The following is a 20262-nucleotide window of genomic DNA, read 5'->3' as shown; positions in this document are numbered from 1 at the left end:
TCTTGACGCGCTGTCTCTACCGCCATAACTTCGTACTGAATATCAGGAAGTTTTTCACGTAATGTCCCAAATATCAGGATTATTGCTATGCGAGGCGTGACATTCGATCTCGACGTTCTGCGCAGCTTCGTTGCCGGCATGGAGCTGGGCAGCTTCGCCAAGGCCGCCGACCGGCTCGGCCGCTCGACCTCGGCAATCAGTGCACAATTAAAGAAGCTGGAGGAGCAGGCGGCGACGCCGATCTTCCGCAAATCTGGGCGTGGCCTGGCGCTGACGGACGCGGGCGAGACCATGCTCGGCTACGCGCGCCGGCTGATCGAGCTCAATGACGAGGCCGCGTCCGCCATCCACGATGTCGAGCTGGAGGGTTGGGTACGGCTTGGGCTACAGGAGGATTTCGGCGAGGCGGTGCTGCCGGAGGTGCTCGGGCGCTTCGCCCGCGCCCATCCCAAGGTCAAGATCGAGGCCAGGATCGCACGCAGCCATGAGCTTGCCGAAAGGATCATTTCGGGCAGCCTCGATATCGCGCTTGCCTGGCACAATGGCGCGACGCTGCCCTACAGCCGGCATGTCGCCGACGTCCAGATGCGCTGGATCGGCCCGGCAAAACAGATCGAGACCTGCCTGCGCGATGGCGAGCCGTTGCCGCTGGTGGCGCTCGAAGCGCCGTGCCTGCTGCGCAGCGTGGCGACCGAAACGCTGGACCGCGCCGGCCTGGCATGGCGGATGGCCTTCTCCAGCCCGAGCCTTGGCGGCATCTGGGCAGCCGTTGCCGCCGGGCTCGGACTGACGATCCGCACCGATATCGGCCTGCCGGCCAGCGTCAAGGCGATGACGCCGGAGATCGCCGGGCTGCCCGCCTTGCCCAAGATGGCGCTGTTCCTGCATCGCAAGGAGGCCGAGCCCGACCCGATAGCGGCGCGGCTTGGCGACATCCTGCTGCAGGCAGCGCTGGAAGCGTTGCCGGGAAGTGGCGACGCGGATGGTCTGAGGAAAGCGGCTTAGCGCAGACGAGCCGAAAGGGCCGCAGCGCGCTCCATAACTTAGTCGGTCGAAGAAGCAGTAATGCTGGCGATCCCTCGCGCGCCCCTCTGTCCTGCCGGAGATCTCCCCCTCGAGGGCCGCTCGAGGGGGAGATTAGCAGCTTCGCCGTCCCACCCGTCTTTCGGCGTCGGAGATTGGCTAAAAGCGGAGGGAACGGCCAATCTCCCCCGGCCGGCGAACAGGTGTCCGAGGTGCGCAAGCGATGCGGATCGGCGCGCCGGGCATGTCGAAAGCCTCGCCTCTATGCTACCAACATGCTTACTTTACGCCCGTCATCGGCGAGCGGTCTCTTGTTCCAATGAGGTTTATCGGTGACGTGCTGGTCCGGTTCAGGGGATAATTCCCCGAGGGCCCCGGCGTAGCTGAATCTGGCGGGTACCGCAGCATTTCTTGAACTTCATACCTGAACCGCAAGGACATTGATCATTGCCGCCGCGCTGCAGCCGGCCGACCAGGGGCAGCAGCGCCGCGGAAGGCAGGAGCGCTGCCGCGAGGGCAGCCAACTTACCCGAGATTCCCGGTACGACGAGGCGACGACCGGATTTGAACGCTCGCCATGCCTGTTCGGCCACATACTTCGGATCCACCTTGGGCAAGATGTTGAAGAGCACCGTCTGATTGGCGCCTGATCTTGCGAGAAACTCCGTGGACACCGGGCCTGGTGCAACGCATGTGACCGTCACACCGGTTCGGCGCAATTCCTGGTGAAGCGCCTCTGAGAAGAAGCGCACGAAAGCTTTGCTAGCGAAGTACAGAGCCATATAAGGCCCGGGAACGAACCCGGCCACGGAACTGAGATTGAGCACCCCGCCCCGTCGGCGCGCCACCATTCCCGGCAGAAAGTGAAGGGTCAGTTCTGTGAGGGAACGTATATTGAGATCGATGATGCCGAGTTGACCATCAACAGGCAGCGCCGTCGTCGCGCCCCGCAGGCCATAGCCGGCGCTGTTGACCAGGACATCACAGACCAGGCCGTGTGCGGACAGAAAGCCCTCCAGGCGCGTTGGCGCATCGCCTGCCACGAGATCCAACTCGAGCGTGAATGCCTCGCCGCCCGCCTCCCTAACCTCAGACGCCGCGGCGGCCAAACCGTCAGGCGAGCGGGCAACCAGCACAACCGCACCGCGCTCCCTTGCAGCGACGCTCGCAATCGCCCGGCCAATTCCACCCGAGCCGCCAATCACGACGATAGCTGGCCGGAATTCACAGTGCGAAATCACGTCGCGTTCCTCTGTCTTGCAGGAGCGGAAACACCTTGACCGAGCAGCACCACTTCATTGGCGACAGTGCCGTTCAGAATCTTTTCGAATCTCTCCAGTGCTCGTGCGACGTTCGCTCCATCCATGACCCGGTGATCGTAGTGGATGCGGACATTCACCGATCCGTCTTTGCCGATCGGACCGTAGTTTAGAAGGGTGGTCAGTGGTGTCAGCGGATTGAGTGATTCCGCGCCGAGACCAGAATAGACGGACAGTTGGAAGGTACCGAAGTAATTTGCCCTTTGCCGGGCGATGTTCAACCCTAGCCACATAAGCAGCCACCTGACTGGCGCGGGCGCACCTGCCATCCGCAAGGCACGCCGAAACTCCGGGACCTCCTGGATCGGCCGTGATCGAGCCGCGTGGATGGATCGCTCAAGTTCCGTGATGGAGTAGCGCTCCGGGCATTTGATGCAGCTCAGCAGAACGGCCGGCTCGCCATCATACTCGCGCTCGTGGGCAATCGAGGCTACGCTTGCCGGATACTCGTAAAGCTGCGGCCAGGGCAACTTGACATAGGCGCGCCGCAACTCCGGGATCTCTAGGGCAAGAAGCGCATACCCTTTCAGGAAGATCGCGGTCCACGAGGGCCTGGTCTGCTGCGCCATTCTAGCCCTTACGAGTGGGCCGAGATTCATCTGACGCTGCACCGCGACCCGTGGCACGCCGATCGAAAACCTCATCAGGTCGCCAACAAGGCGCCGGGGCGCGGAAAGCTTGAGGGCTCGGCCTCGCATAAAACGACCTCTAATAAAGATAAGGGAATATTCGCTTGGTCCTTTCCATATAGACACGGTATTGCGAGCCTAAATTCTCCAGCATCATACGCTCTTCCTTATCCACTCTCAGCAGGAAAAGGACTGCGAAACCAACCAAACCCGATATGCCCGCAACCCAGTTCGGCAGCAGAAAGAGCTGGCCGAGCCCCATAAGCAGGAAAGAGGTGTACATAGGGTGACGGACCAAGGCATATGGCCCGGCGCTGACCAGTTCATGCCGTTCGCGAATCTCGAGCGTAATCGACCAGTTACGGCCAAGTTCCTTGTGGGATAAGCGAAAAATCCACAGCGCCGAGCAGAAGATGATGGTTCCGAGCGCCACCGACCACACGCTGGCCGGATGATCAGCCGCTGCGGGGATGCCGGTGGCGACATAGAAGCCAGGCAGGATCGCCAGGCCAAAGAGAGCCGATGCAAGCCCGACGGTGTCGGAACTTGAGCGGCCGCCAGCTACTATTCGCACGCGCCTTGCCCGGCGCTCGAAGGGATACCGGATCACGTACCAAGCGACGATGCCGATCACCCATATGATCTCGCCAAGTGAGGCTAAAGCAATGGTCACTTCAGGTCACCAGCGCCCTTTCTGCGATCGCGACTGTAGCAGCTGCCCCTGAGTATGGCCACTTCACCCATCGCCTCGATTTCGTCACCGGCCGACCTTCAGGCGCAGCGATCCTCTCCGAGTTAGTCCGCACACGCGAAAGCCGGAGGGGCAGTACCGATCGCATTCGGTCCCATTCATCCCTCGAATCTTGGTTATGTATTCATCTCCCGAAGCTCGGTTATGAATTGTTGCGGCCGGAGCTGAATGGCGGGAGTCTTATATCCCATGGAATGAGCGATGTCCGCCACGAAGCCGTTGCAGTTCAAGACCGTCGCCTGCCAGACATGCGAGCTCGCCTGCAGCTTGCGGATGTAGGCAACGACTTTGTCGTATTCGGCCCGGGTCAATATGATTCGCCAGCTTGCGGATCTGTATGGTTCTTCCAGATCACCGTCGCTCCACCCGGTTTCGGCTGGCACCGGCACGATATGGCCCAGAACATAGGGAACCGCACTGTTCGAAGCCGGGTGAAGGCCCGCGACTTGGGGATCGATCATTCTCCCGGCCCGGTCCAGGCGCCCAAAAACTGCGTAGGTGTGGCCGTAGCTTAGGGCGTAGCGGGAGCGGAACTCGATGAAGTACCGCTCGTCGTTTTTTTTAGGCGCAGCTCCGCCATCGGCATAAGATACGAAATTCGGCTGGGGCGGCAGGTCTTTCGTCTGACATGCCGCTGCCGGGAGGGCCACCAACGCCACAAGCAAGAGACGGCTACTTACAAGCGTCATCGCCGCGTCCATTCCCGAACTTCACAATGCACAGACCTAATAACGGCCTATGCCCGCCAACCGCGCCGTACGCTATGAAGCCGGCCAAAGCCCCGGCTGCGTATGTATGGGGAAGGGCTTGGCACCCCTTCCCCATACAAGCCGGTCCTTACTTAATCACTGGTTCCTCTACCGGAGCGGGTGCCGGAGCCTTACCCTTTCCTTTGCCGATCCAGTCGTTCGCGCAGCCGCTCAGGCTGGCAACGGCGAGCACAGCAACCATTGCAACCAATATCCTGTTCATCAAGCAATCCTTTCCCCGGGGGCGGAATAGCCTATAGAATCGCCACAACTAAAACGATATGCAGCCCCACCAAGTTAGCTGCGATCTACACCAACGCCTAGTGCAGAAATGACACAGTTGGCACCCAGTTGCCGGCGGCACCTTTGCGGTGACGTGCTGGCAGGGTTCACCATCCAACGGAGATCAGGCCTGCCCACCATCAAACAACCACCACCGTCGTGCCCAACGGAGTACGGTCGTAGAGGTCAATGACGTCGTCATTTATCATACGGATGCACCCGTTCGATACCGCTGTGCCTATCGTCCATGGCTCGTTTGTACCATGTATCCGGAAGTGGGTGTCGCGCCCGTCTTGATAGAGATAAAGGGCACGCGCACCAAGCGGGTTGTTTGGTCCGCCAGGGACCCCCCCTGCATACTTCACCAGGCGCGGCTTGCGCTGCATCATGCTGGCGGTGGGTGTCCACGACGGCCAGTCCGCCTTGCGGCCGACGGTCGCTGTACCCTTGAACGAAAGTCCCTGCTCGCCGACGCCGACGCCGTAGCGCGTCGCCCACCCGTCCGTCTCGACGGCATAGAGAAAACGTTGCGAAGTATCGACGACGATCGTTCCGGCCGGCTCGTTTCCGTCGTACCGCAGATGCTGCCGTCGGTAACGAGGATTCAGGCCAAGCCTTGGTCCAAACGCGGATGAAATCGACGTACATCCGGAGACCATCAGAGCCAGACTACCCAGCACGAGCCCCCGGCGCGCAATGTGGTGTTCTTCCATTTGTACCTGCTAGGAAACTGGTCATCTACCGCCGCCCTCGTCTCTACCATTCCAAGGCCTGCGCGCCAAGTCTCGCTGTGTGGTGGCAAAATGAATTCACAGGATTGACAAGCGAATTGGAGCGAAACTTCTTGCGATAACCGTCTGCCTCTGTTCGGTTATGTCAAAATTGGCATAGGACAGAGACGATGAAGCCTGACTTCCATGGTAAAGTCGCGATTGTGACCGGCGCAGGCTCCGGAATAGGGGCGGCTGTTTCACGGCAACTCGCGCAAGAAGGAGCCGAGATTGTTGTCGCCGACCTTGATGCCGAGGCCGCGCACTGCAGAGCCGCCGAAATAAGCTCGCAAGGCGGCAGGGCCTACGACTTTGCGGTAGATGTCACGGATGCGGCAGCCGTGGAAAAGCTGATCGAGTTCACTGTCCAGAAATGTGGCGGACTGGATATGGCGGTAAACAATGCAGGTATCGACGGCATTCGAAAAGCCACGGCAGACTATCCGCTCGACAACTGGCACAAGCTGATAAACGTCAATCTAAATGGCGTTTTCTACAGCATGAAGTACGAAATCGCCGCGATGCTGGATCGAGGCGGAGGCGCCATCGTGAACATGTCCTCCGTTCTCGGTTCCGTCGGCTTGCCAACTGCGTCCGCTTACACGGCAGCGAAACACGGGGTCGTTGGATTAACCAAGGTTGCGGCGATTGAATATGCGAGGATGGGCATCCGGATCAATGTCGTCGGCCCCGGCTGGATCGAAACGCCTCTTTTATCGGAGCAAATGGAGGCATTAGCCAGCCGGCGCATGGCAGGTCTTCAGCCGATGGGCAGGCGCGGGAAACCGGAAGAGGTAGCGGCTCTTGTATGCTTCCTCTTGTCCGACCAGGCCAGCTTTATCACTGGCAGCTACCATCTGGTGGATGGAGCTTACACCGCCCATTAGGTGCAGAGGCGGCCCCCACTCGCGCCGGCCAGCGTCAGGGCGATGACGCCGGAGATCGCCGGGCTGCCCGCCTTGCCCAAGATGGCGCTGTTCCTGCATCGCAAGGAGGCCGAGCCGGACCCGATAGCGGCGCGGCTTGGCGACATCCTGCTGCAGGCGGCGCTGGAAGCGTTGCCGGAGACGCAATCGACGGCTGTCTTGCGCAACGTGGCGTAAAGGAGAAGCGGCGTTCAGCGGCGCTTCTTTGCCTTGCTGGCGAAAGGATTGTCCGAGGTGCGCAAGGCGATGCGGATCGGCACGCCAGGCATGTCGAAAGCCTCGCGCAGGCTGTTCGAAAGATAGCGGACATAGGATTGCGGCATCGCGTCTGGCCGTGAGCAGGAGACGACGAAGCCCGGCGGGCGCGTCTTGGCCTGCGTTACATATTTGATCTTCAGCCGGCGTCCGGCGACGGCGGGTGGCGGATGATGCGCCAGGATGCCCTCCAGCCAGCGGTTGAGCTTGCCGGTCGAGACGCGGCTGTTCCACACTCGATGCGTCTTGATGACAGCATCCATCAGCTTGTCGAGGCCACGGCCGGTCTCGGCTGACACCGGCACCGCCTGCATGCCGCGCGCCTGGGGAAGAAGCCGCTCGGTTTTTTCGCGCAGCTCGGCCAGCAGCTCCTGGGGATGATCGACAAGGTCCCATTTGTTGAAGGCGATTACCGGGGCACGGCCCTCGCGGATGATCAGATCGGCGATCTGCAGATCCTGCTTCTCGAAGGGAATAGTCGCGTCGAGCACGATGATGACGATCTCGGCAAAGCGGATGGCGCGCAAGCCGTCCTGCACCGACATCACCTCGAGCTTTTCGTGGATCCTGGCCTTGCGGCGCATACCGGCGGTATCGAACAGTTTTAGCCGGCGGCCATGCCAGTCCCAGTCGACCGAGATGGAATCGCGAGTGATGCCGGCCTCAGGGCCGGTCAGCAGCCGCTCCTCGCCGATCAGCGCGTTGATCAGCGTCGACTTGCCGGCGTTGGGACGGCCGACTACGGCGATGCGCATCGGCTTGGTATCGTCATAGCTCGGCTCGGCGTCCGGGTCGGTGATGTCTTCGCCGATCAGCACCTCGCTGGCGGCGATCTCCTCCTCGCCGGCCTCTTCGTCCTCGCCGAAGGCGCGCGCCTCGCCCAGTGCGGCGATCACCGCATCGCGCAAATCGGGCAGGCCCTGGCCATGTTCGGCCGAGACCGGGATCGGCTCGCCAAGGCCGAGTTCCCATGCCTCCAGCATGCCGCCCTGGGCGCCGCGCGCCTCGGCCTTGTTGGCGACGACGACAACCGGCTTGCCGGATTTGCGCACGATCTCGGCGAAGGTCTTGTCGTCGGGCATCAGCCCGGACTTGGCATCGATCGTGAAAAAGATCAGGTCGGCTTCGCGGATAGCGATCTCGGTCTGGGCGCGCATGCGGCCGGGCAGCGTCGAAGCAGCAGCATCTTCGAAGCCGGCGGTGTCGATAACGTCGAAATGCAGATCGTAGAGCTTGGCGGCATGGACGCGTCGATCGCGGGTGACGCCAGGCGTGTCGTCGACAAGCGCTAGCTTCCTTCCCACCAGCCGATTGAAAAGGGTCGATTTGCCGACGTTAGGCCGGCCGATGATGGCGACTTTGAAGGTCATCCGTTGTTACGACACGCCGCCCGAGCCGCGGATCAGCTCGGACATCAACGTCGCCCGCTCGCGCGTGTTGCGCGGGGCGCCGTCGTCCGCGGCGATCTGGTCGAACAGCTTCAATGCATCCGCCGCCTTGCCTTCTTTCCAGGCGGCAAGGCCAAGCGCCTCGCGCGCCGTATGGCGCAGCGTGTTGGTGTCGGCGGTGAGCGACTCGACGCGGCTGGAGACATCGGCGAAAGAGCCATGGTCGACCAGCAGCAGCGCAGCCCTGAGCCGCGCCATGTCGCGAATGCCGGAAGGGATCTTGGTGTCGGCGGCGACCTCGTCGAAGTCCTTGACGGCAGCATCGACGTCGCCCTTGTCCGCCTTGACGGTTGCCGCGCGCATACGGGCGAGAAGCGGATAGGCGCCGTAACCGTCCTTTTCCAGCGCCTCCAGAGCGACAAGCGCCTCGTCGTTCTTGCCCTCATTGGCAAGCTTCAGCGCCTGCGAAAAAGCATCGCCCGAGCGGTTGGCGCGGGTCTCGTCCCAATAGCGGTAGCCGACGACGGCAGCGGTGCCCAACACCACCAGCACGGCCAGCACGAGCAAGGCGGGACCGAAACGGTCCCACAGCGCATGCGCCTGGTCGCGACGAATCTCTTCGTTGACTTCGCGGATAAAACTGTCGTCCGACATGGATCAAAACCATTCATGCCCCCGGCCGGGGCGGTTGATGAGCCCGCGTTTTAGCGAAATTTTGCCGGCATGGAAGGGGTTCCGCAGGAAAATCGCCCATTCACGAGGCAGTCGCCGCCACCGGCGGCCGCGCAGGTCGATCGTATCCGTGCCATATTTCGCCGGTAGGCGGTGCTTCTACATTCCTTGATCCGGTCAGATGCCTTTGCCCCGTTTGTCCCGCGTTGTTGCGTTTTCGATTGCCGCGCTTGCTACCGGCGCGGCTTTTGCCGACCCGCCGGCGGCGCCGGCAAAACCGAAGCAGACGGTCATCATTTCGTTCGACAGCGCCCGCGATATTTCGCAGTGGCAGCGCAGCCGGGCGCTGGCCGCGCGCACCGGTGCGCATTTCACGTATTTTGTCTCCTGCGTGTTCCTGCTGTCACCCGAGACGCGCAAGGAATACACCGCGCCAGGCAAAACGGCCGGCAAATCGAATATCGGCTTTGCCGCCTCCAAACAGGAAATTGCCGAGCGGCTCGAGCAGATCAACCTCGCCGCCAGGGAAGGCCACGACATCGGCAGCCATGGCTGCGGTCATTTCGATGGCAAGGACTGGAGCAAGGCCGACTGGCTGAGCGAGTTCGGCTCGTTCAAGCATATTCTCCAAAACGCCTATTCGATCAACGGCATTGCACCCGAACCAAAGGGTTGGCGCGATTTCGCAGGCAGGGCAGTGGTCGGGTTTCGCGCGCCCTACCTGTCGGCAAACAGGGCGCTTTACGAGGCGCTGCCCGCGGCCGGCTTCCTGCTCGACGCAAGCGGCGTTTCGCGTGGGCCGGTCGAGCCGCCGACCGTCAACGGCATCACGCGCTTTTCGCTGCCGCAGATCCCGGAAGGGCCGAGCTCAAGGCGGGTGATCGCCATGGATTACAATCTCTATGTCAGGCATTCCGGCGGCTTCGAGCGGCCGAGCATGGCAGAAGAGTTCGCTGACCGGACCTATCACGCGTTCCGCGCCGCCTTCGATGCGCAATACCAGGGCAAGCGCATTCCGCTGGAGCTCGGCTTCCACTTCACGCTGATGAACGATGGCGCCTACTGGAACGCGCTGGAGCGCTTTGCCGGCGAGGTCTGCACTAGGTCCGATGTCGAGTGCATCAGTTTTCGCGACTACGTCTCGCGGCGAGGCGAAAGACAGGCGGCGGTGGGCGGCTGAGCCCAAGTGGATCGCCGCCCGCTACCCGTTAGCTCACCGGCTGATCTTCAGGGCGCAAGCCGGCTTGCTCACGCTCCAGATAGCGCTGGTCGATTTCGGGCAGTGGCTCGCCCTCGAGCGTCGCCTCGAAGGCGCGCAGGCGTTTGTAGATCGAGATTAGTTCCACGATCGTCGGCCAGGCATTCACCAGATACTGAAATGAAGATCGGACCTGCTCAAAGGAGTTGAGAATCTGGTTCAGAGCGCCGAGCTTGATTTTCCCCGCGACCATCGTAGGAACAAGAACGATGTATGGAAATATATTGTCAATTTGGAGATAGAATATTCTAGCAACGTTAAAATATAAGTAATGAAAGTATTTACGAAAATAGATGCTTCTTACACTTCTAAAAAGGTCAGCGACAGTTGGCGGTTGCGCGCGATCTGCATCGTCCTCACCATAGACTAATTCCTTTCGGTAGGCTGCTTCGACACGTTGGGTGCGGAACTCGAGACCCGGTAGCTTGATTCCTACCACTGCCAAGAAAGTAGTCCCGAAGAGCGACCAAAGGATTGCCACAACGACCAGGGAGTAAGGCACCGTGCCTATAATCGGCAGTTCCGTGACGTTCTGAGAGAGATGCAGCAGCACCGGAAGGAACGCTATCAGTGTCATGATGGACCCGACTAAACTTACGCCCAGATCCTCCATCGTGCTGGAGAAACGCATCGTGTCCTCTTGAACACGCTGGGATGCACCTTCGATGCGCCTCAATCTTTCCCAGTTGGTCATGTAGTATTCATTCATTGCGGTACGCCAACGAAATATCCAATGACTTACAAAAAACCGGTTGAGGGCGCCAACTGTCACAGCCAGAAGCGCAATCCACATAATTGTCAGCAGTTGGATATAGAAGTCCCACGGCGTCGTAGAGTACGGTGTGCCTAAAGCCTTCTGGATAAGGTCATAAAAAGGGCCATACCAGTCATTGAAGGCGACATTTACCTGAACCTGGTAATAGATCACAAAGAGGATCAGTGAGGTGCCAAGGATCGACCAATTCCGCCATGGATGAGGTCGGTACCAGGCCCAAAAGCCGTAGAAAATGAGGACGACAGCCGCAAAATATATGTAGAACCAGAGAAATGGCTTCGACCAAAAGAGCGACACGCCAATGATCTTGTCGACGCCAGCGGCCATCGGGGGCAGTCCAAACACTGCGCCAAGTTGCTCTCCTCCAAAAAACCAGAACAGAACGGCCGCGAGGCTCCAGACGGCTACCGAAGAGAAGAAGAGCTTCGGCTGCGGGAAGAAGGATACGAACACTGCGGGGAAATCCTCGGTCGATGCGCAAATCAGCGGGGTTCAGCGGGCATAAGGTCACACATTAGTGGGAAAGAAAATGCCCGTGCCCGACGCCCGGCGCCGAGCAAGACCATAATCATGGCGATTTTGGCGCAGCCGACCAGGCGATCGCGCCCGAGGCCAGCAGCACGGCGGCGGCCACGATCGAGGCAAGGAAAAAGTTACCCGAGGCCTGCGCGAGCAGCCCGGCGACGATCGGGCCGATGATCTGGCCAAGGCCGAAGGCGGCCGTCATCACCGCCAGCATCCGGCGTGGTGCCTGCGGGGCAAGCTGCCGTCCGGCCTGCAGGCCAAGCGCGGTGATGGCGATGAAGGTGCCGCCGACGAGCAGGCCGCCGAGCAGCGGCCCGATGCGCCCGCCCACGCCGACGCTGGCGCTGACGCCGACCACTTCGACGAGGCACCCCAGGGCGTAGGTGGCATAGAGTCCGATCCTGGCCGTAAGCTTCTGCCACAGCCAGACCGAGGGGAACCCGGCAAGGCCGGTGACCATCCAAACCACGGCCTCGAAGACCCGGCCACCGCCGCCTTGCCGGACAATGGCGACCAGGAACGTTGCCGTGACGATGTAGCCGAAGCCGAAAAGGCCGTAGGCGACGATGATCTTCACCAGCGACCGGTGCTTCGGCAATGCCGGCTCGCTCCCGGTGATGCTGTTCGCGGCCGAGGTGCCGCCGGCCAGCAAGGCGACGGCGGCAACGCCGCAGGCCGAAATCGCCGCCGACCACAGCCAGCCCGCCGCCCAGCCGGCATGTTTGGTAACGAGCAGCGCCAACAGCGCCGAAGATGCCGCGATGCCGAGGCCGACACCGCCGAAATACAGCGCCTGCAGGTCGTTTCGCCCCGTCGCGGCGAGATGACCGAAAACGATGCTGGTCATGAAGACCAGCACGAACGCACTGGCGAGGCCGGCAAGGAAGCGTATGAGGAGGAAGGCGGCCATCGTGCCGGTCAGGCCCATCAGCCCGGCGAGTATCGCAGTGGCGGCAAGGCCGGCCAGCATCAGCTGGCGCTCGCGGCCTTGCGCCCAGCCGCCGGTGGCGGCAAGCGCGCCGACGAGGTAGCCGAGATAATTGGCCGATGCGATCCAGCCGGCATCAGCCGGCGACAGGCCGAGCTCGTCCATCATGCCAGGCAGGATCGGCGTATAAACGAAACGACCGATGCCCATGGCGACGGCCAGAGCGATCATGCCGGCGATTGCCAGGCGCAAGGGCGAAGCGATGTTCATCGCGGTGCACAATAAGTGCGCCTGCTCGCGAGACAATCCGCCTTTTGTTGGGCCAGAAGGGGTTGCGCAGCCGCGTCGGCGGCTGGCTCGCCTGAGGTGCTTCGTTCAGGAGACTCTGCCGCAGCAGGTCCTCGTCAAGGCCGTCTCGTAGCGGGTACGACGCGCGGTCAGCCTGAACGGCATGTCGGCGAGTTCGCGCTCCGACATGGTGTCGAGCACCGGGTGCGACAGCGGATCGGTCACCCAGCTGATGGCCTCGCTGTCATGCCGGTGTGGCTGCGTTCCGATCGGGGAAAAGGCGCCGAGCCATGACAAAATCTTCATCAGATTGCCTCGTCACTCTGAGTAGCGCCCTTAGAATCCGGCATCCTGCAGTGTCTGGCAATTGAGATTTCAGCCGTCCGAGTTTAGAAAAACTGTATGGCTACTTTGAACCGCGTCCATCTCAACGGCTTGCGCGCCGTCGAAGCCGTCGCGCGCCTGGGCTCGCTCGCGGCGGCGGCCGCCGAGCTCAATGTTTCGGTCAGCGCCGTCAGCCAGCAGATCAACCGGACAGAAAAGCAGCTCGGCCGGGCGCTGTTCGAACGAACGCCAGCTGGCCTGGTGGCGACCGAATTCGGCACCGTCTTTACCGCGCGGCTCAGCGCCGGGTTTCGCGAACTTGCACAGGCGGTAGCGCTTGCCGATGAAAGCTCGGAGTGCACGCTGGTGGTTTCGGTGGCGCCGGCGTTCGCCTCGAAATGGCTGCTGCCGCGGCTGTCGCGGCATTTTGCCCGGCATCCGAACGTGCTCCTGCGCATCGATGCCTCGGTGCGGCTTGCCGATCTCGATCGTTCGGACATCGACGTCGCCATTCGGCTCGGCGACGGCAAATGGCCGGGCGGGCGGGCCGAATTGCTGCTGGCGCAAGAGGTGTTTCCGGTCTGTGCACCGGTGATCGCCAGCAAGCTGAAATCGATCGAGGACCTTGCTTTGACCTGTGCGATCACAGACGAAAGATCGATGATCAATTGGGAGAGCTGGTTCGAAGCGGCCGGGGTGGAGCCGGTCACCTTCATGAAAGGCGCGCGCTTCACAGATCCGATGCTGTGCCTGGAATCGGCGATTGCCGGTCACGGCGTCATGCTCGGCTGGCAATTGCTGGCCGCCGACGCGCTGGCCGACGGCCGTCTCGTTGCGCCGTTCGGCATACGCGCCCAGAGCGGGCTCGGCTATTGGCTGGTGACTTCGGCCAGCAAGGGCGAAAGCCGCAAGGTCAGGGATTTCAAGATCTGGGTGCGCGAAGAGATCGAGGCGACGATGGCGCAGTTCAGGTCGCTCGAGAGCGTCAGCTAGACCTGCCGGCGTGATCGGAGTGGAAAGGTCGGTAGCGCCGGTCTATGTAAGACACAGTCCCCAATCACGGCAGGCAGGATCATGACCACACATTCGCGCGGCGTTTCCGCAACCATCGACCCGGTGAAGCTCGACAGGCTGGCGGAGGTCGCCGTCAAGGTCGGGCTGCAATTGCAGCCGGGTCAGGATCTGGTGCTGACCTCGTCTATCGCCGCGCTGCCTCTGACGCGGCGGATCGTCGAGCACGCCTACAAGGCAGGTGCCGGCCTGGTGACGCCGATCTTCAACGACGACGAGATCACTCTCGCGCGCTTCCGCTACGGCGCCGACGCCGGTTTCGACCGCGCCGCCGGCTGGCTCTATGAAGGCATGGCAAAAGCCTTCGCCAACAATGCGGCGAGGCTTGCCGTGCGCGGCGAGGATCCCTCGCTGCTTTCTTCTCAGGACCCGGCAAAGGTGGCGCGTGCCAACAAGGCGAATTCGATGGCCTATCAGCCGGCGCTGGAGAAGATCACCGGCTTCGACATCAACTGGAACATTGTGGCTTATCCTGATCAGGCATGGGCCAAGCAGGTTTTCCCGGACGATGCCGAAGACGTCGCCGTAGCCAAGCTCGCCGACGCGATCTTTGCCGCCTCGCGGGTGGACGTCGAAGACCCGATCGGCAACTGGACGGCGCACAATGCGGCGTTGAAGAGCCGCACCGAATGGCTGAACGGCCACAATTTCCACGCGCTGCATTTCACTGGTCCCGGCACCGACCTGACCGTCGGGCTGGCCGACGGCCACGAGTGGATGGGCGGCGCTTCGACCGCCAAGAACGGCATCACCTGCAACCCGAACATCCCTACCGAGGAGGTTTTCACCACGCCGCATGCAAGGCGCGTCGAAGGTCATGTCACGAGTACAAAGCCTCTGTCCTACCAGGGCACGCTGATCGACGGCATTGCGGTGCGTTTCGAGGCGGGCCGCATCGTCGAGGCCAAGGCCTCGAAGGGTGAGGATGTGCTGCAGAAGGTGCTCGATACGGACGAAGGCTCGCGCCGTCTCGGCGAGGTGGCGCTGGTGCCGCATTCCTCGCCGATCGCCAAGAGCGGGCTGCTGTTTTTCAACACGCTGTTCGACGAGAACGCCGCCTGCCACATCGCGCTTGGCCAGTGCTACTCGAAGTGCTTTGTCGACGGCGCCTCGCTCAGCCAGGACGAGATCGCGGCGCGCGGCGGCAACAAGAGTTTTATCCACATCGACTGGATGATTGGCTCGGACAAGATCGATATAGACGGCGTCCACAAGGACAGCAGCCGCGTGCCGGTGATGCGCAAGGGCGAGTGGGTTTAAGAGCGCCAGCACGCAGCCGCGCCTGTGACGCATGCGGGGTTGGCAATGGAACTCGCGGTCAAGCGCATCTATGAGCCGCCGGCGCCCTATGACGGGCAGCGGGTGCTGGTGGACCGCATATGGCCGCGCGGCATCGCCAAGCAGGACGCGGCGCTGACGCTATGGCTGAGGGACATCGCGCCAAGCGACGCGTTGCGCAAATGGTTTGGCCATGAGCCGGCGCGCTGGGCGGAGTTCCAGCGGCGATACAGCGATGAGCTCGACCGGAACGGCGAGGCGGTGGCGGAACTGCGCGCCTTGCTCCGTGAGGGCAAGGTGACGCTGCTCTACGGCGCGCATGACGAGGCCCATAATAACGCGGTCGCGCTGGCGAGCTATTTGCGTGGGAAAACCTCAAGCGTCTGATACGATCGATATGCATGCCGGCAGGACAGAGGGGGCGCGCGACGGATCGCGGTCGGTCGGTTCTACTTCCCGCCAACCGCCTGCTGATAAATATCGGGCTTGAACCCGACGAGAATCCTATCGCCAAGTTCCAGCACCGGACGCTTGATCATCGTCGGCTTTGCCAGCATCAGCGCGTTGGCCTTCCTTTCATCCAGGCCCATCCTGTCCTCCTCCGACAGTTCGCGAAACGTCGTGCTCGCCTTGTTGAGCAGAATTTCCCAGCCGACTTTGCCTGACCAGCCGTTCAGCCGATCCGCATCCAGCCCGTCGACCCTGTAGTCATGAAAGCGATAGGCAACATCATGGCTCGCCAGCCAGGAACGGGCCTTCTTGATCGTATCGCAATTGGTGATGCCATACATGGTGATCGTCAAAAAAAGGGATCCTCGGACCGGTCGAATCTGACTGCACCCTAAAACCGCACCTCTCAGTTTTCCAGCGGCTTGCCGGCCATCCATGATTTTCGCCCTTGCCAATAGTAAGGAATTTCCCTAAGTGTTTCTAAGCCAACTCTGGTCACGCGGAATGGCCGAGGCAAGGAAACGACTATGACGAGCCTGCAGACCGAAAGCCCCCCGCCCGTCGACGGCATTTTCCGGGCGCTCGCCGATCCGACCCGGCGACGCGTGGTCGAGCGACTGAACCGAAGCCCCGCCTCGGTCAGCGAGCTTGCCCAGCCGTTCGAGATGGCCCTGCCATCCTTCATCGAGCATCTCAGGGTTTTGGAAGGCTGCGGGCTGGTGCATTCGGAGAAGGCAGGCCGCGTCAGGACCTACCGGCTCGCGCCGGAGCCGCTGAAGCTCGCGGAAAACTGGCTGGCCGAGCAGCGGGCGCTGTGGGAGCGCCGTCTCGACCAGTTCGACGACTACGTGCTGAAACTCAAGGAGAAAGACAGATGAACATGGCTCCGTTGTTCCAACCCGATCCGAAGCTCGACCTCGTGCTCGAACGGTCGATCGAGGCGCCGCGCGAACTGCTGTGGATGGCCTTGACGAAGCCCGAGCATGTCCGCCAATGGTTCACGCCGAAGCCGTGGATCATCACCGATTGCGAGATCGACCTGCGGCCCGGCGGCCTGTTCCGCACCCGCATGCAGTCGCCCGACGGGAAGGAGGTCAACGACAGGCGTTGCTGCTACCTCGAGATCGTCCAGGACGAGCGGCTGGTGTGGACCGATGCGCTGCTGCCAGGCTACCGGCCGTCAGGCGACCCGTTCATTACAGCCGTCATATCGCTGCAATCGGGGGGCGAGGCGACGCGCTACACCGCGACCGCCATCCACCGCGACGAAGCCACGCGTAACAGCCACGAGGAGATGGGCTTCTACGACGGCTGGGGCACGGTGGCGGATCAGTTGGCGGGCTATGTCAAAACGATCTGAGCTTCTCGAAGACGGCCAGGTCATCCTCCCGGCCGCCATGCTTATTGTTCAACCTTGCAGCGGCTCCCGGAAGCCGGTGGTATTTCCGGCATCAATAGTAGAACCGCTCTTCGGTGATCTTGCCGTTCTTGACCGTGTACAGACCAACCTCATCTATGGTGGCACGTTCGCCGGTAGCTTTGGGCGTTATGTCAAACTTGAAGCGCACTGCGAACTGGTCGCCGTTGACATATGGGCCCTCGACCGAACCGCCATGCACTTCGTTGTTCTCTTGCCACCACTGGTTCTTTTGCTTCAGAGCTTCCTTGCCACGGGAGACGGCCATCGGCCCCTCCATGGCTTCGTAGCTGGCGACGTCATCGGCATTGTACTTCTCAGCAGCACCTTGGTGATCGCCCTGCTTGAGGAGCTCGGTGAAATCCTTGGCAATTTCCGTGATCGTCATGGGGGTTCCTCCTGTTAAGACGCATTGGAAGTAGCGGGTCGCGTGCTGGCCTGCCATCGTCAATCCCGAGACAGCTGACATGCCATGTCAGGATGATGAATATCGTGCGGGGGCTCTACATCCCGGCCAAGGCATCGTCTTGGCCGTTCAATTGCCAACGTGCGCTCTCGCGGTAAATCCCCTTGCCGATTACACTGTGGATCAGCACAAAATCCCGGACTGTCCAGCCAATTGGATCAATCGACCGTTCGCGAATCCTGGGGCACGGACTTCGTCACGAAGCAGCGTAACATGCGGTTCAATGGACTTCGTGAGAAAGAGCTTTAGCGGGCTGTCGGAAATCAGAGCGGTGAGATTGCGCCAGAATTCTTGGAGCGCTGGATTGCTGTCACCGTTGCGCACAACCAGCGAACCACCACCAAAAGCCGTCAGGCGATCGAAAGAAACATCGAACGGTTTTGCAACGATCATCGAGCCGATATGCCGAGCGATTTCAACCAGCTTTTCCGGATACCCATCATGGTCACCGAGGCCGACGAGCGAGATATGGATGTGGCTTTCCGGAACAAACCAGCCTTGCAGCCCTAACTCTCGATTCAAGGCGATAGCCTTTCGCGCCAGGGGACCAGCGACCGCGCTCTCAGCCAAAATGGCGAAGAATATCCGGTCGTCGAAATGCCGCTTGGACCCCTCCCATCGGAAAAAGGTCTGGCCGTTGTTCGCGGTTCCGAATGCAGGTTGCCCACTCATAATTGATTGATCTCTCGTCCGGCAAATTGTATCCGACCGAGAAAATCAGAACAAACAAAGAACTCGTCAAGTGGAAACGCAACGGGGGCTGAATGCTTTCCGCGCCAACACCCGCGATTTCAGCGGTCGAGGAAGCCCTGCCGAGCAGGAATTCGAAGTCTGCGCCCCGTTGCCGATAAATGTGGGAACACTCCGGTTTTCTGGAAGTTGAAAATCAGACTAGCTGGGCAGCATAGGGCAGTTGGCGCCGCGGCGCAGGCTGATATGCGCCACATCGCCGACGCTGAATTGAAAACCCTCTGTCGGGCGTGGCGCGTCGATCACCACCTGTGTCCCCTGCCCCAGCTCTGCATGAAGGCGCAAGGTGCGGCCGTGGAAGACGATGCTGTTCACCCGCACCGGTACAGTGCCGGCCGTGGCCTCGGTCGTCGCCAAAAGATCCTCCGGACGCACGCCGATGGTGCGCACCGTGCCCTCGCCAGGCAGTTCGCCCGTCTCCGAAACGGCTTCCAGCGGCAGGGCGCCGGCGGCGAACCGCAAGCGCTCGCCGTCGCGGCCGACAAAGCGCGACTGCAGAAGGTTCATCGTGCCGATGAAGCTGGCGACGAATTTGGTGGCGGGCCGGTCGTAGAGGGTCGCCGGCGGCGCGGTCTGCTCGATGCGGCCTTTGTTCATGACGACGATGCGGTCAGAGATCGACAGCGCCTCGGTCTGGTCGTGCGTGACCATGACGAAAGTGGTGCCGAGGCGCGACTGCAGGCGCTTCAATTCGACCTGCATCTGTTCGCGCAGATGCGCATCGAGCGCCGACAGCGGCTCGTCGAGCAGCAGCACGCGCGGTTCGCAGACTATGGCGCGGGCAAGCGCGACGCGCTGGCGCTGGCCACCCGACAGTTCGGACACGCGGGCGCCGAGCTTGTCGGCAAGGCCGACCATGTCGAGCGCTGCGCCGACGCGCTTCGCCTGTTCGGCACCCGCGAGCTTGCGCAGCGACAAGCCGAAGCCGACATTTTCGGCGACGTTCATGTGCGGAAACAGCGCGTAGTCCTGGAATACGGTGTTGACCGGGCGGTCGAAGGGCCTGAGCCCCGTGATGTCGCGCCCTTCGAGCAGGACCCTGCCGCTCGACGGGCCTTCGAAACCAGCGATGACCCGCAGGCTGGTGGTCTTGCCGCAGCCGGACGGTCCGAGCAGGGTCAGGAACTCGCCGCGCGAAATATTGAGATCGACGGTGTCGAGCCCGACGATGCCGCCGGGGAAAATCTTGGAGACCTTGTCCAGCCGGACGAGCGGATCAGGCGCCATCGCGAACCTCGGACGGCTTGGTGGTGTTGACCCACAGGATCTGGCAGCGCTCGCTGCCCGGATTGCGGAAGGCATGCAGCAAGGTGCTCTTGAAGGCGAAGCTGTCACCGGCCTTCAGCCCGTATCTGGTCGAATCGACCACCAGCTCGACCTCGCCCGACAGGACGAAGCCGAATTCATGGCCGGCATGGGCGTAGGCTTCGGCGGTGCCGCCACCGGCTTCCACCGTCACCAGCATGCCGGTCAGCGTGGCAGCCGGCGGCGACAGCAGCGCCTTGGCGATGCCTTCCGACTTGACCGGGATCTGACGCCGGCTGTTGGCGCGAACGCAATAAAGATCGTTGCCGGCATCGTTGCCATCAACAATCAGCGCCGACGGCTCGATGTCGAGGGCGGCGGCAAGCGGCCAGATCACTCGCACCCGCAATGACGACATGCCGCGCTCGATCTGGCTCAGCGCACCGATCGAGACGCCGGCTTTGGCGGCGAGTTCGGCCAGGGAGAGATTGCGCTCCAGCCTGAGCGCCCGCACGCGCCGGCCGACCCTGACGTCGGCGTCATCCTTCGGCTTCTCAGCCGCTTCGTCCAGCATGTCCATTCGTTCGTCCTTATTTGGTAAGGTTTTTCCCTCCCCTTGTGGGAGAAGGTGGATCGACGCGAAGCGCCGAGACGGATGAGGGGTGTTGGCCGGAGTGCCGTCGGTGCCATCTGGAACACCCTCATCCGTCGCCTTCGGCGACA

25 protein-coding genes are annotated in these 20262 nt (G+C 61.7%); 9 read left to right on the top strand and 16 right to left on the bottom strand.

Annotated features, from left to right (window positions below; all coding sequences use genetic code 11):
• The first annotated feature begins 87 nt into the window (after positions 1 to 87).
• The gene (locus NKJ35_RS05360; RefSeq protein ID WP_352645465.1) at positions 88 to 1005 is read left to right on the top strand and encodes a LysR substrate-binding domain-containing protein; all 918 of its coding nucleotides are present in this window, start codon (positions 88 to 90) and stop codon (positions 1003 to 1005) included.
• A 368-nt stretch (positions 1006 to 1373) separates the two neighbouring features.
• Here NKJ35_RS05360 and NKJ35_RS05355 read toward each other — a convergent pair whose 3' ends face one another.
• From NKJ35_RS05355 to NKJ35_RS05330, 6 genes are all read right to left on the bottom strand, one after another.
• Positions 1374 to 2261 carry an SDR family NAD(P)-dependent oxidoreductase gene (locus NKJ35_RS05355; RefSeq protein WP_502904613.1) on the bottom strand — a complete coding sequence of 296 codons (888 nt, stop codon included), beginning with the start codon at positions 2259 to 2261 and terminating at the stop codon, positions 1374 to 1376.
• Complete coding sequence (locus NKJ35_RS05350; protein ID WP_352645516.1) at positions 2261 to 3040, bottom strand: hypothetical protein; 780 nt, start codon at positions 3038 to 3040, stop codon at positions 2261 to 2263. Before NKJ35_RS05350 ends, NKJ35_RS05355 begins: the two co-directional genes overlap by 1 nt.
• 10 nt (positions 3041 to 3050) lie before the next feature.
• Positions 3051 to 3638 (bottom strand): protein-S-isoprenylcysteine O-methyltransferase, encoded by a 588-nt coding sequence (locus NKJ35_RS05345; RefSeq protein ID WP_352645514.1) that lies wholly within the window; start codon positions 3636 to 3638, stop codon positions 3051 to 3053.
• A 200-nt stretch (positions 3639 to 3838) separates the two neighbouring features.
• Positions 3839 to 4411 carry a hypothetical protein gene (locus NKJ35_RS05340; protein ID WP_254820425.1) on the bottom strand — a complete coding sequence of 191 codons (573 nt, stop codon included), beginning with the start codon at positions 4409 to 4411 and terminating at the stop codon, positions 3839 to 3841.
• 148 nt (positions 4412 to 4559) lie between these two features.
• On the bottom strand, positions 4560 to 4694 hold the full coding sequence (locus NKJ35_RS05335) for an ABC transporter (protein WP_254820414.1): 135 nt from the start codon (positions 4692 to 4694) through the stop codon (positions 4560 to 4562).
• 199 nt (positions 4695 to 4893) lie between these two features.
• Positions 4894 to 5466: a L,D-transpeptidase gene (locus NKJ35_RS05330; RefSeq protein WP_352645461.1), complete on the bottom strand. Its 573-nt coding sequence runs from the start codon at positions 5464 to 5466 to the stop codon at positions 4894 to 4896.
• Between the two features lie 188 nt (positions 5467 to 5654).
• Here NKJ35_RS05330 and NKJ35_RS05325 point away from each other — a divergent pair, with 188 nt between their 5' ends.
• Complete coding sequence (locus tag NKJ35_RS05325; protein ID WP_352476622.1) at positions 5655 to 6410, top strand: SDR family NAD(P)-dependent oxidoreductase; 756 nt, start codon at positions 5655 to 5657, stop codon at positions 6408 to 6410.
• Positions 6411 to 6452: 42 nt separating this feature from the next.
• Positions 6453 to 6626, top strand: coding sequence for a hypothetical protein (locus NKJ35_RS05320; protein ID WP_502904610.1), 174 nt, complete (start codon positions 6453 to 6455; stop codon positions 6624 to 6626).
• Between the two features lie 14 nt (positions 6627 to 6640).
• Here the strand turns inward: NKJ35_RS05320 and der are convergent, their stop codons facing one another.
• Both der and NKJ35_RS05310 read right to left on the bottom strand, forming a co-directional pair.
• Positions 6641 to 8074, bottom strand: coding sequence for a ribosome biogenesis GTPase Der (gene der / locus NKJ35_RS05315; RefSeq protein ID WP_352645459.1), 1434 nt, complete (start codon positions 8072 to 8074; stop codon positions 6641 to 6643).
• Between the two features lie 6 nt (positions 8075 to 8080).
• A complete protein-coding gene (locus tag NKJ35_RS05310) occupies positions 8081 to 8746 on the bottom strand; it encodes a tetratricopeptide repeat protein (protein WP_352645457.1) in 666 nt (221 codons plus the stop codon).
• A 205-nt stretch (positions 8747 to 8951) separates the two neighbouring features.
• Between NKJ35_RS05310 and NKJ35_RS05305 the strand changes: the two genes are divergently transcribed.
• The gene (locus tag NKJ35_RS05305) at positions 8952 to 9944 is read left to right on the top strand and encodes a polysaccharide deacetylase family protein (protein ID WP_352645512.1); all 993 of its coding nucleotides are present in this window, start codon (positions 8952 to 8954) and stop codon (positions 9942 to 9944) included.
• Between the two features lie 28 nt (positions 9945 to 9972).
• On the opposite strand, the gene sbmA is transcribed toward NKJ35_RS05305, so the two are convergent.
• From sbmA to NKJ35_RS05290, 3 genes are all read right to left on the bottom strand, one after another.
• Positions 9973 to 11250: a peptide antibiotic transporter SbmA gene (gene sbmA, locus NKJ35_RS05300; RefSeq protein ID WP_352645455.1), complete on the bottom strand. Its 1278-nt coding sequence runs from the start codon at positions 11248 to 11250 to the stop codon at positions 9973 to 9975.
• Positions 11251 to 11365: 115 nt separating this feature from the next.
• Complete coding sequence (locus NKJ35_RS05295; protein WP_352645454.1) at positions 11366 to 12520, bottom strand: YbfB/YjiJ family MFS transporter; 1155 nt, start codon at positions 12518 to 12520, stop codon at positions 11366 to 11368.
• Between the two features lie 105 nt (positions 12521 to 12625).
• Positions 12626 to 12844, bottom strand: a complete 219-nt coding sequence (locus NKJ35_RS05290; RefSeq protein ID WP_352645452.1) for a hypothetical protein — start codon at positions 12842 to 12844, stop codon at positions 12626 to 12628.
• Positions 12845 to 12940: 96 nt separating this feature from the next.
• Here NKJ35_RS05290 and NKJ35_RS05285 point away from each other — a divergent pair, with 96 nt between their 5' ends.
• From NKJ35_RS05285 to NKJ35_RS05275, 3 genes are all read left to right on the top strand, one after another.
• On the top strand, positions 12941 to 13855 hold the full coding sequence (locus NKJ35_RS05285) for a LysR substrate-binding domain-containing protein (protein ID WP_502904609.1): 915 nt from the start codon (positions 12941 to 12943) through the stop codon (positions 13853 to 13855).
• Between the two features lie 81 nt (positions 13856 to 13936).
• Positions 13937 to 15193, top strand: coding sequence for an aminopeptidase (locus NKJ35_RS05280; protein WP_352645450.1), 1257 nt, complete (start codon positions 13937 to 13939; stop codon positions 15191 to 15193).
• Between the two features lie 39 nt (positions 15194 to 15232).
• Complete coding sequence (locus tag NKJ35_RS05275) at positions 15233 to 15598, top strand: DUF488 domain-containing protein (RefSeq protein ID WP_352645448.1); 366 nt, start codon at positions 15233 to 15235, stop codon at positions 15596 to 15598.
• A 62-nt stretch (positions 15599 to 15660) separates the two neighbouring features.
• Here the strand turns inward: NKJ35_RS05275 and NKJ35_RS05270 are convergent, their stop codons facing one another.
• A complete protein-coding gene (locus NKJ35_RS05270) occupies positions 15661 to 16014 on the bottom strand; it encodes an ArsC family reductase (RefSeq protein WP_352645446.1) in 354 nt (117 codons plus the stop codon).
• Positions 16015 to 16188: 174 nt separating this feature from the next.
• Here NKJ35_RS05270 and NKJ35_RS05265 point away from each other — a divergent pair, with 174 nt between their 5' ends.
• Both NKJ35_RS05265 and NKJ35_RS05260 read left to right on the top strand, forming a co-directional pair.
• The gene (locus NKJ35_RS05265) at positions 16189 to 16539 is read left to right on the top strand and encodes an ArsR/SmtB family transcription factor (protein WP_254820403.1); all 351 of its coding nucleotides are present in this window, start codon (positions 16189 to 16191) and stop codon (positions 16537 to 16539) included.
• A gap of 2 nt (positions 16540 to 16541) precedes the next feature.
• A complete protein-coding gene (locus NKJ35_RS05260; protein ID WP_352645510.1) occupies positions 16542 to 17021 on the top strand; it encodes an SRPBCC family protein in 480 nt (159 codons plus the stop codon).
• A 91-nt stretch (positions 17022 to 17112) separates the two neighbouring features.
• Here the strand turns inward: NKJ35_RS05260 and NKJ35_RS05255 are convergent, their stop codons facing one another.
• The 4 genes from NKJ35_RS05255 to NKJ35_RS05240 form a co-directional block, all read right to left on the bottom strand.
• Positions 17113 to 17466 (bottom strand): SnoaL-like domain-containing protein, encoded by a 354-nt coding sequence (locus NKJ35_RS05255; RefSeq protein ID WP_352505266.1) that lies wholly within the window; start codon positions 17464 to 17466, stop codon positions 17113 to 17115.
• 201 nt (positions 17467 to 17667) lie between these two features.
• On the bottom strand, positions 17668 to 18216 hold the full coding sequence (locus NKJ35_RS05250) for a 2'-5' RNA ligase family protein (protein ID WP_352645444.1): 549 nt from the start codon (positions 18214 to 18216) through the stop codon (positions 17668 to 17670).
• A 219-nt stretch (positions 18217 to 18435) separates the two neighbouring features.
• Positions 18436 to 19521 (bottom strand): ABC transporter ATP-binding protein, encoded by a 1086-nt coding sequence (locus NKJ35_RS05245; RefSeq protein ID WP_352645442.1) that lies wholly within the window; start codon positions 19519 to 19521, stop codon positions 18436 to 18438.
• Entirely contained in the window at positions 19511 to 20119 is a 609-nt protein-coding gene (locus NKJ35_RS05240; RefSeq protein ID WP_254820400.1) for a cupin domain-containing protein, read from the bottom strand. Before NKJ35_RS05240 ends, NKJ35_RS05245 begins: the two co-directional genes overlap by 11 nt.
• Positions 20120 to 20262 lie beyond the last annotated feature (143 nt).

The organism is Mesorhizobium sp. M0136, assembly GCF_040322515.1.
In the GTDB taxonomy this organism is placed as follows: Bacteria; Pseudomonadota; Alphaproteobacteria; order Rhizobiales; family Rhizobiaceae; genus Mesorhizobium.
This window is presented reverse-complemented; position numbering and strand designations above follow the sequence as displayed.

Coding starts and splice junctions, on each gene's coding strand:
- NKJ35_RS05240 (WP_254820400.1), bottom strand. CDS start 20,119: ATGGACATGCTGGACGAAGCGGCTGAGAAGCCGAAGGATGACGCCGAC.
- NKJ35_RS05325 (WP_352476622.1), top strand. CDS start 5,655: ATGAAGCCTGACTTCCATGGTAAAGTCGCGATTGTGACCGGCGCAGGC.
- NKJ35_RS05265 (WP_254820403.1), top strand. CDS start 16,189: ATGACGAGCCTGCAGACCGAAAGCCCCCCGCCCGTCGACGGCATTTTC.
- NKJ35_RS05295 (WP_352645454.1), bottom strand. CDS start 12,520: ATGAACATCGCTTCGCCCTTGCGCCTGGCAATCGCCGGCATGATCGCT.
- NKJ35_RS05335 (WP_254820414.1), bottom strand. CDS start 4,694: ATGAACAGGATATTGGTTGCAATGGTTGCTGTGCTCGCCGTTGCCAGC.
- NKJ35_RS05310 (WP_352645457.1), bottom strand. CDS start 8,746: ATGTCGGACGACAGTTTTATCCGCGAAGTCAACGAAGAGATTCGTCGC.
- der (WP_352645459.1), bottom strand. CDS start 8,074: ATGACCTTCAAAGTCGCCATCATCGGCCGGCCTAACGTCGGCAAATCG.
- NKJ35_RS05260 (WP_352645510.1), top strand. CDS start 16,542: ATGGCTCCGTTGTTCCAACCCGATCCGAAGCTCGACCTCGTGCTCGAA.
- NKJ35_RS05285 (WP_502904609.1), top strand. CDS start 12,941: ATGGCTACTTTGAACCGCGTCCATCTCAACGGCTTGCGCGCCGTCGAA.
- NKJ35_RS05250 (WP_352645444.1), bottom strand. CDS start 18,216: ATGAGTGGGCAACCTGCATTCGGAACCGCGAACAACGGCCAGACCTTT.
- NKJ35_RS05360 (WP_352645465.1), top strand. CDS start 88: ATGCGAGGCGTGACATTCGATCTCGACGTTCTGCGCAGCTTCGTTGCC.
- NKJ35_RS05280 (WP_352645450.1), top strand. CDS start 13,937: ATGACCACACATTCGCGCGGCGTTTCCGCAACCATCGACCCGGTGAAG.
- NKJ35_RS05290 (WP_352645452.1), bottom strand. CDS start 12,844: ATGAAGATTTTGTCATGGCTCGGCGCCTTTTCCCCGATCGGAACGCAG.
- NKJ35_RS05330 (WP_352645461.1), bottom strand. CDS start 5,466: ATGGAAGAACACCACATTGCGCGCCGGGGGCTCGTGCTGGGTAGTCTG.
- NKJ35_RS05245 (WP_352645442.1), bottom strand. CDS start 19,521: ATGGCGCCTGATCCGCTCGTCCGGCTGGACAAGGTCTCCAAGATTTTC.
- NKJ35_RS05320 (WP_502904610.1), top strand. CDS start 6,453: ATGACGCCGGAGATCGCCGGGCTGCCCGCCTTGCCCAAGATGGCGCTG.
- NKJ35_RS05255 (WP_352505266.1), bottom strand. CDS start 17,466: ATGACGATCACGGAAATTGCCAAGGATTTCACCGAGCTCCTCAAGCAG.
- NKJ35_RS05350 (WP_352645516.1), bottom strand. CDS start 3,040: ATGCGAGGCCGAGCCCTCAAGCTTTCCGCGCCCCGGCGCCTTGTTGGC.
- NKJ35_RS05340 (WP_254820425.1), bottom strand. CDS start 4,411: ATGACGCTTGTAAGTAGCCGTCTCTTGCTTGTGGCGTTGGTGGCCCTC.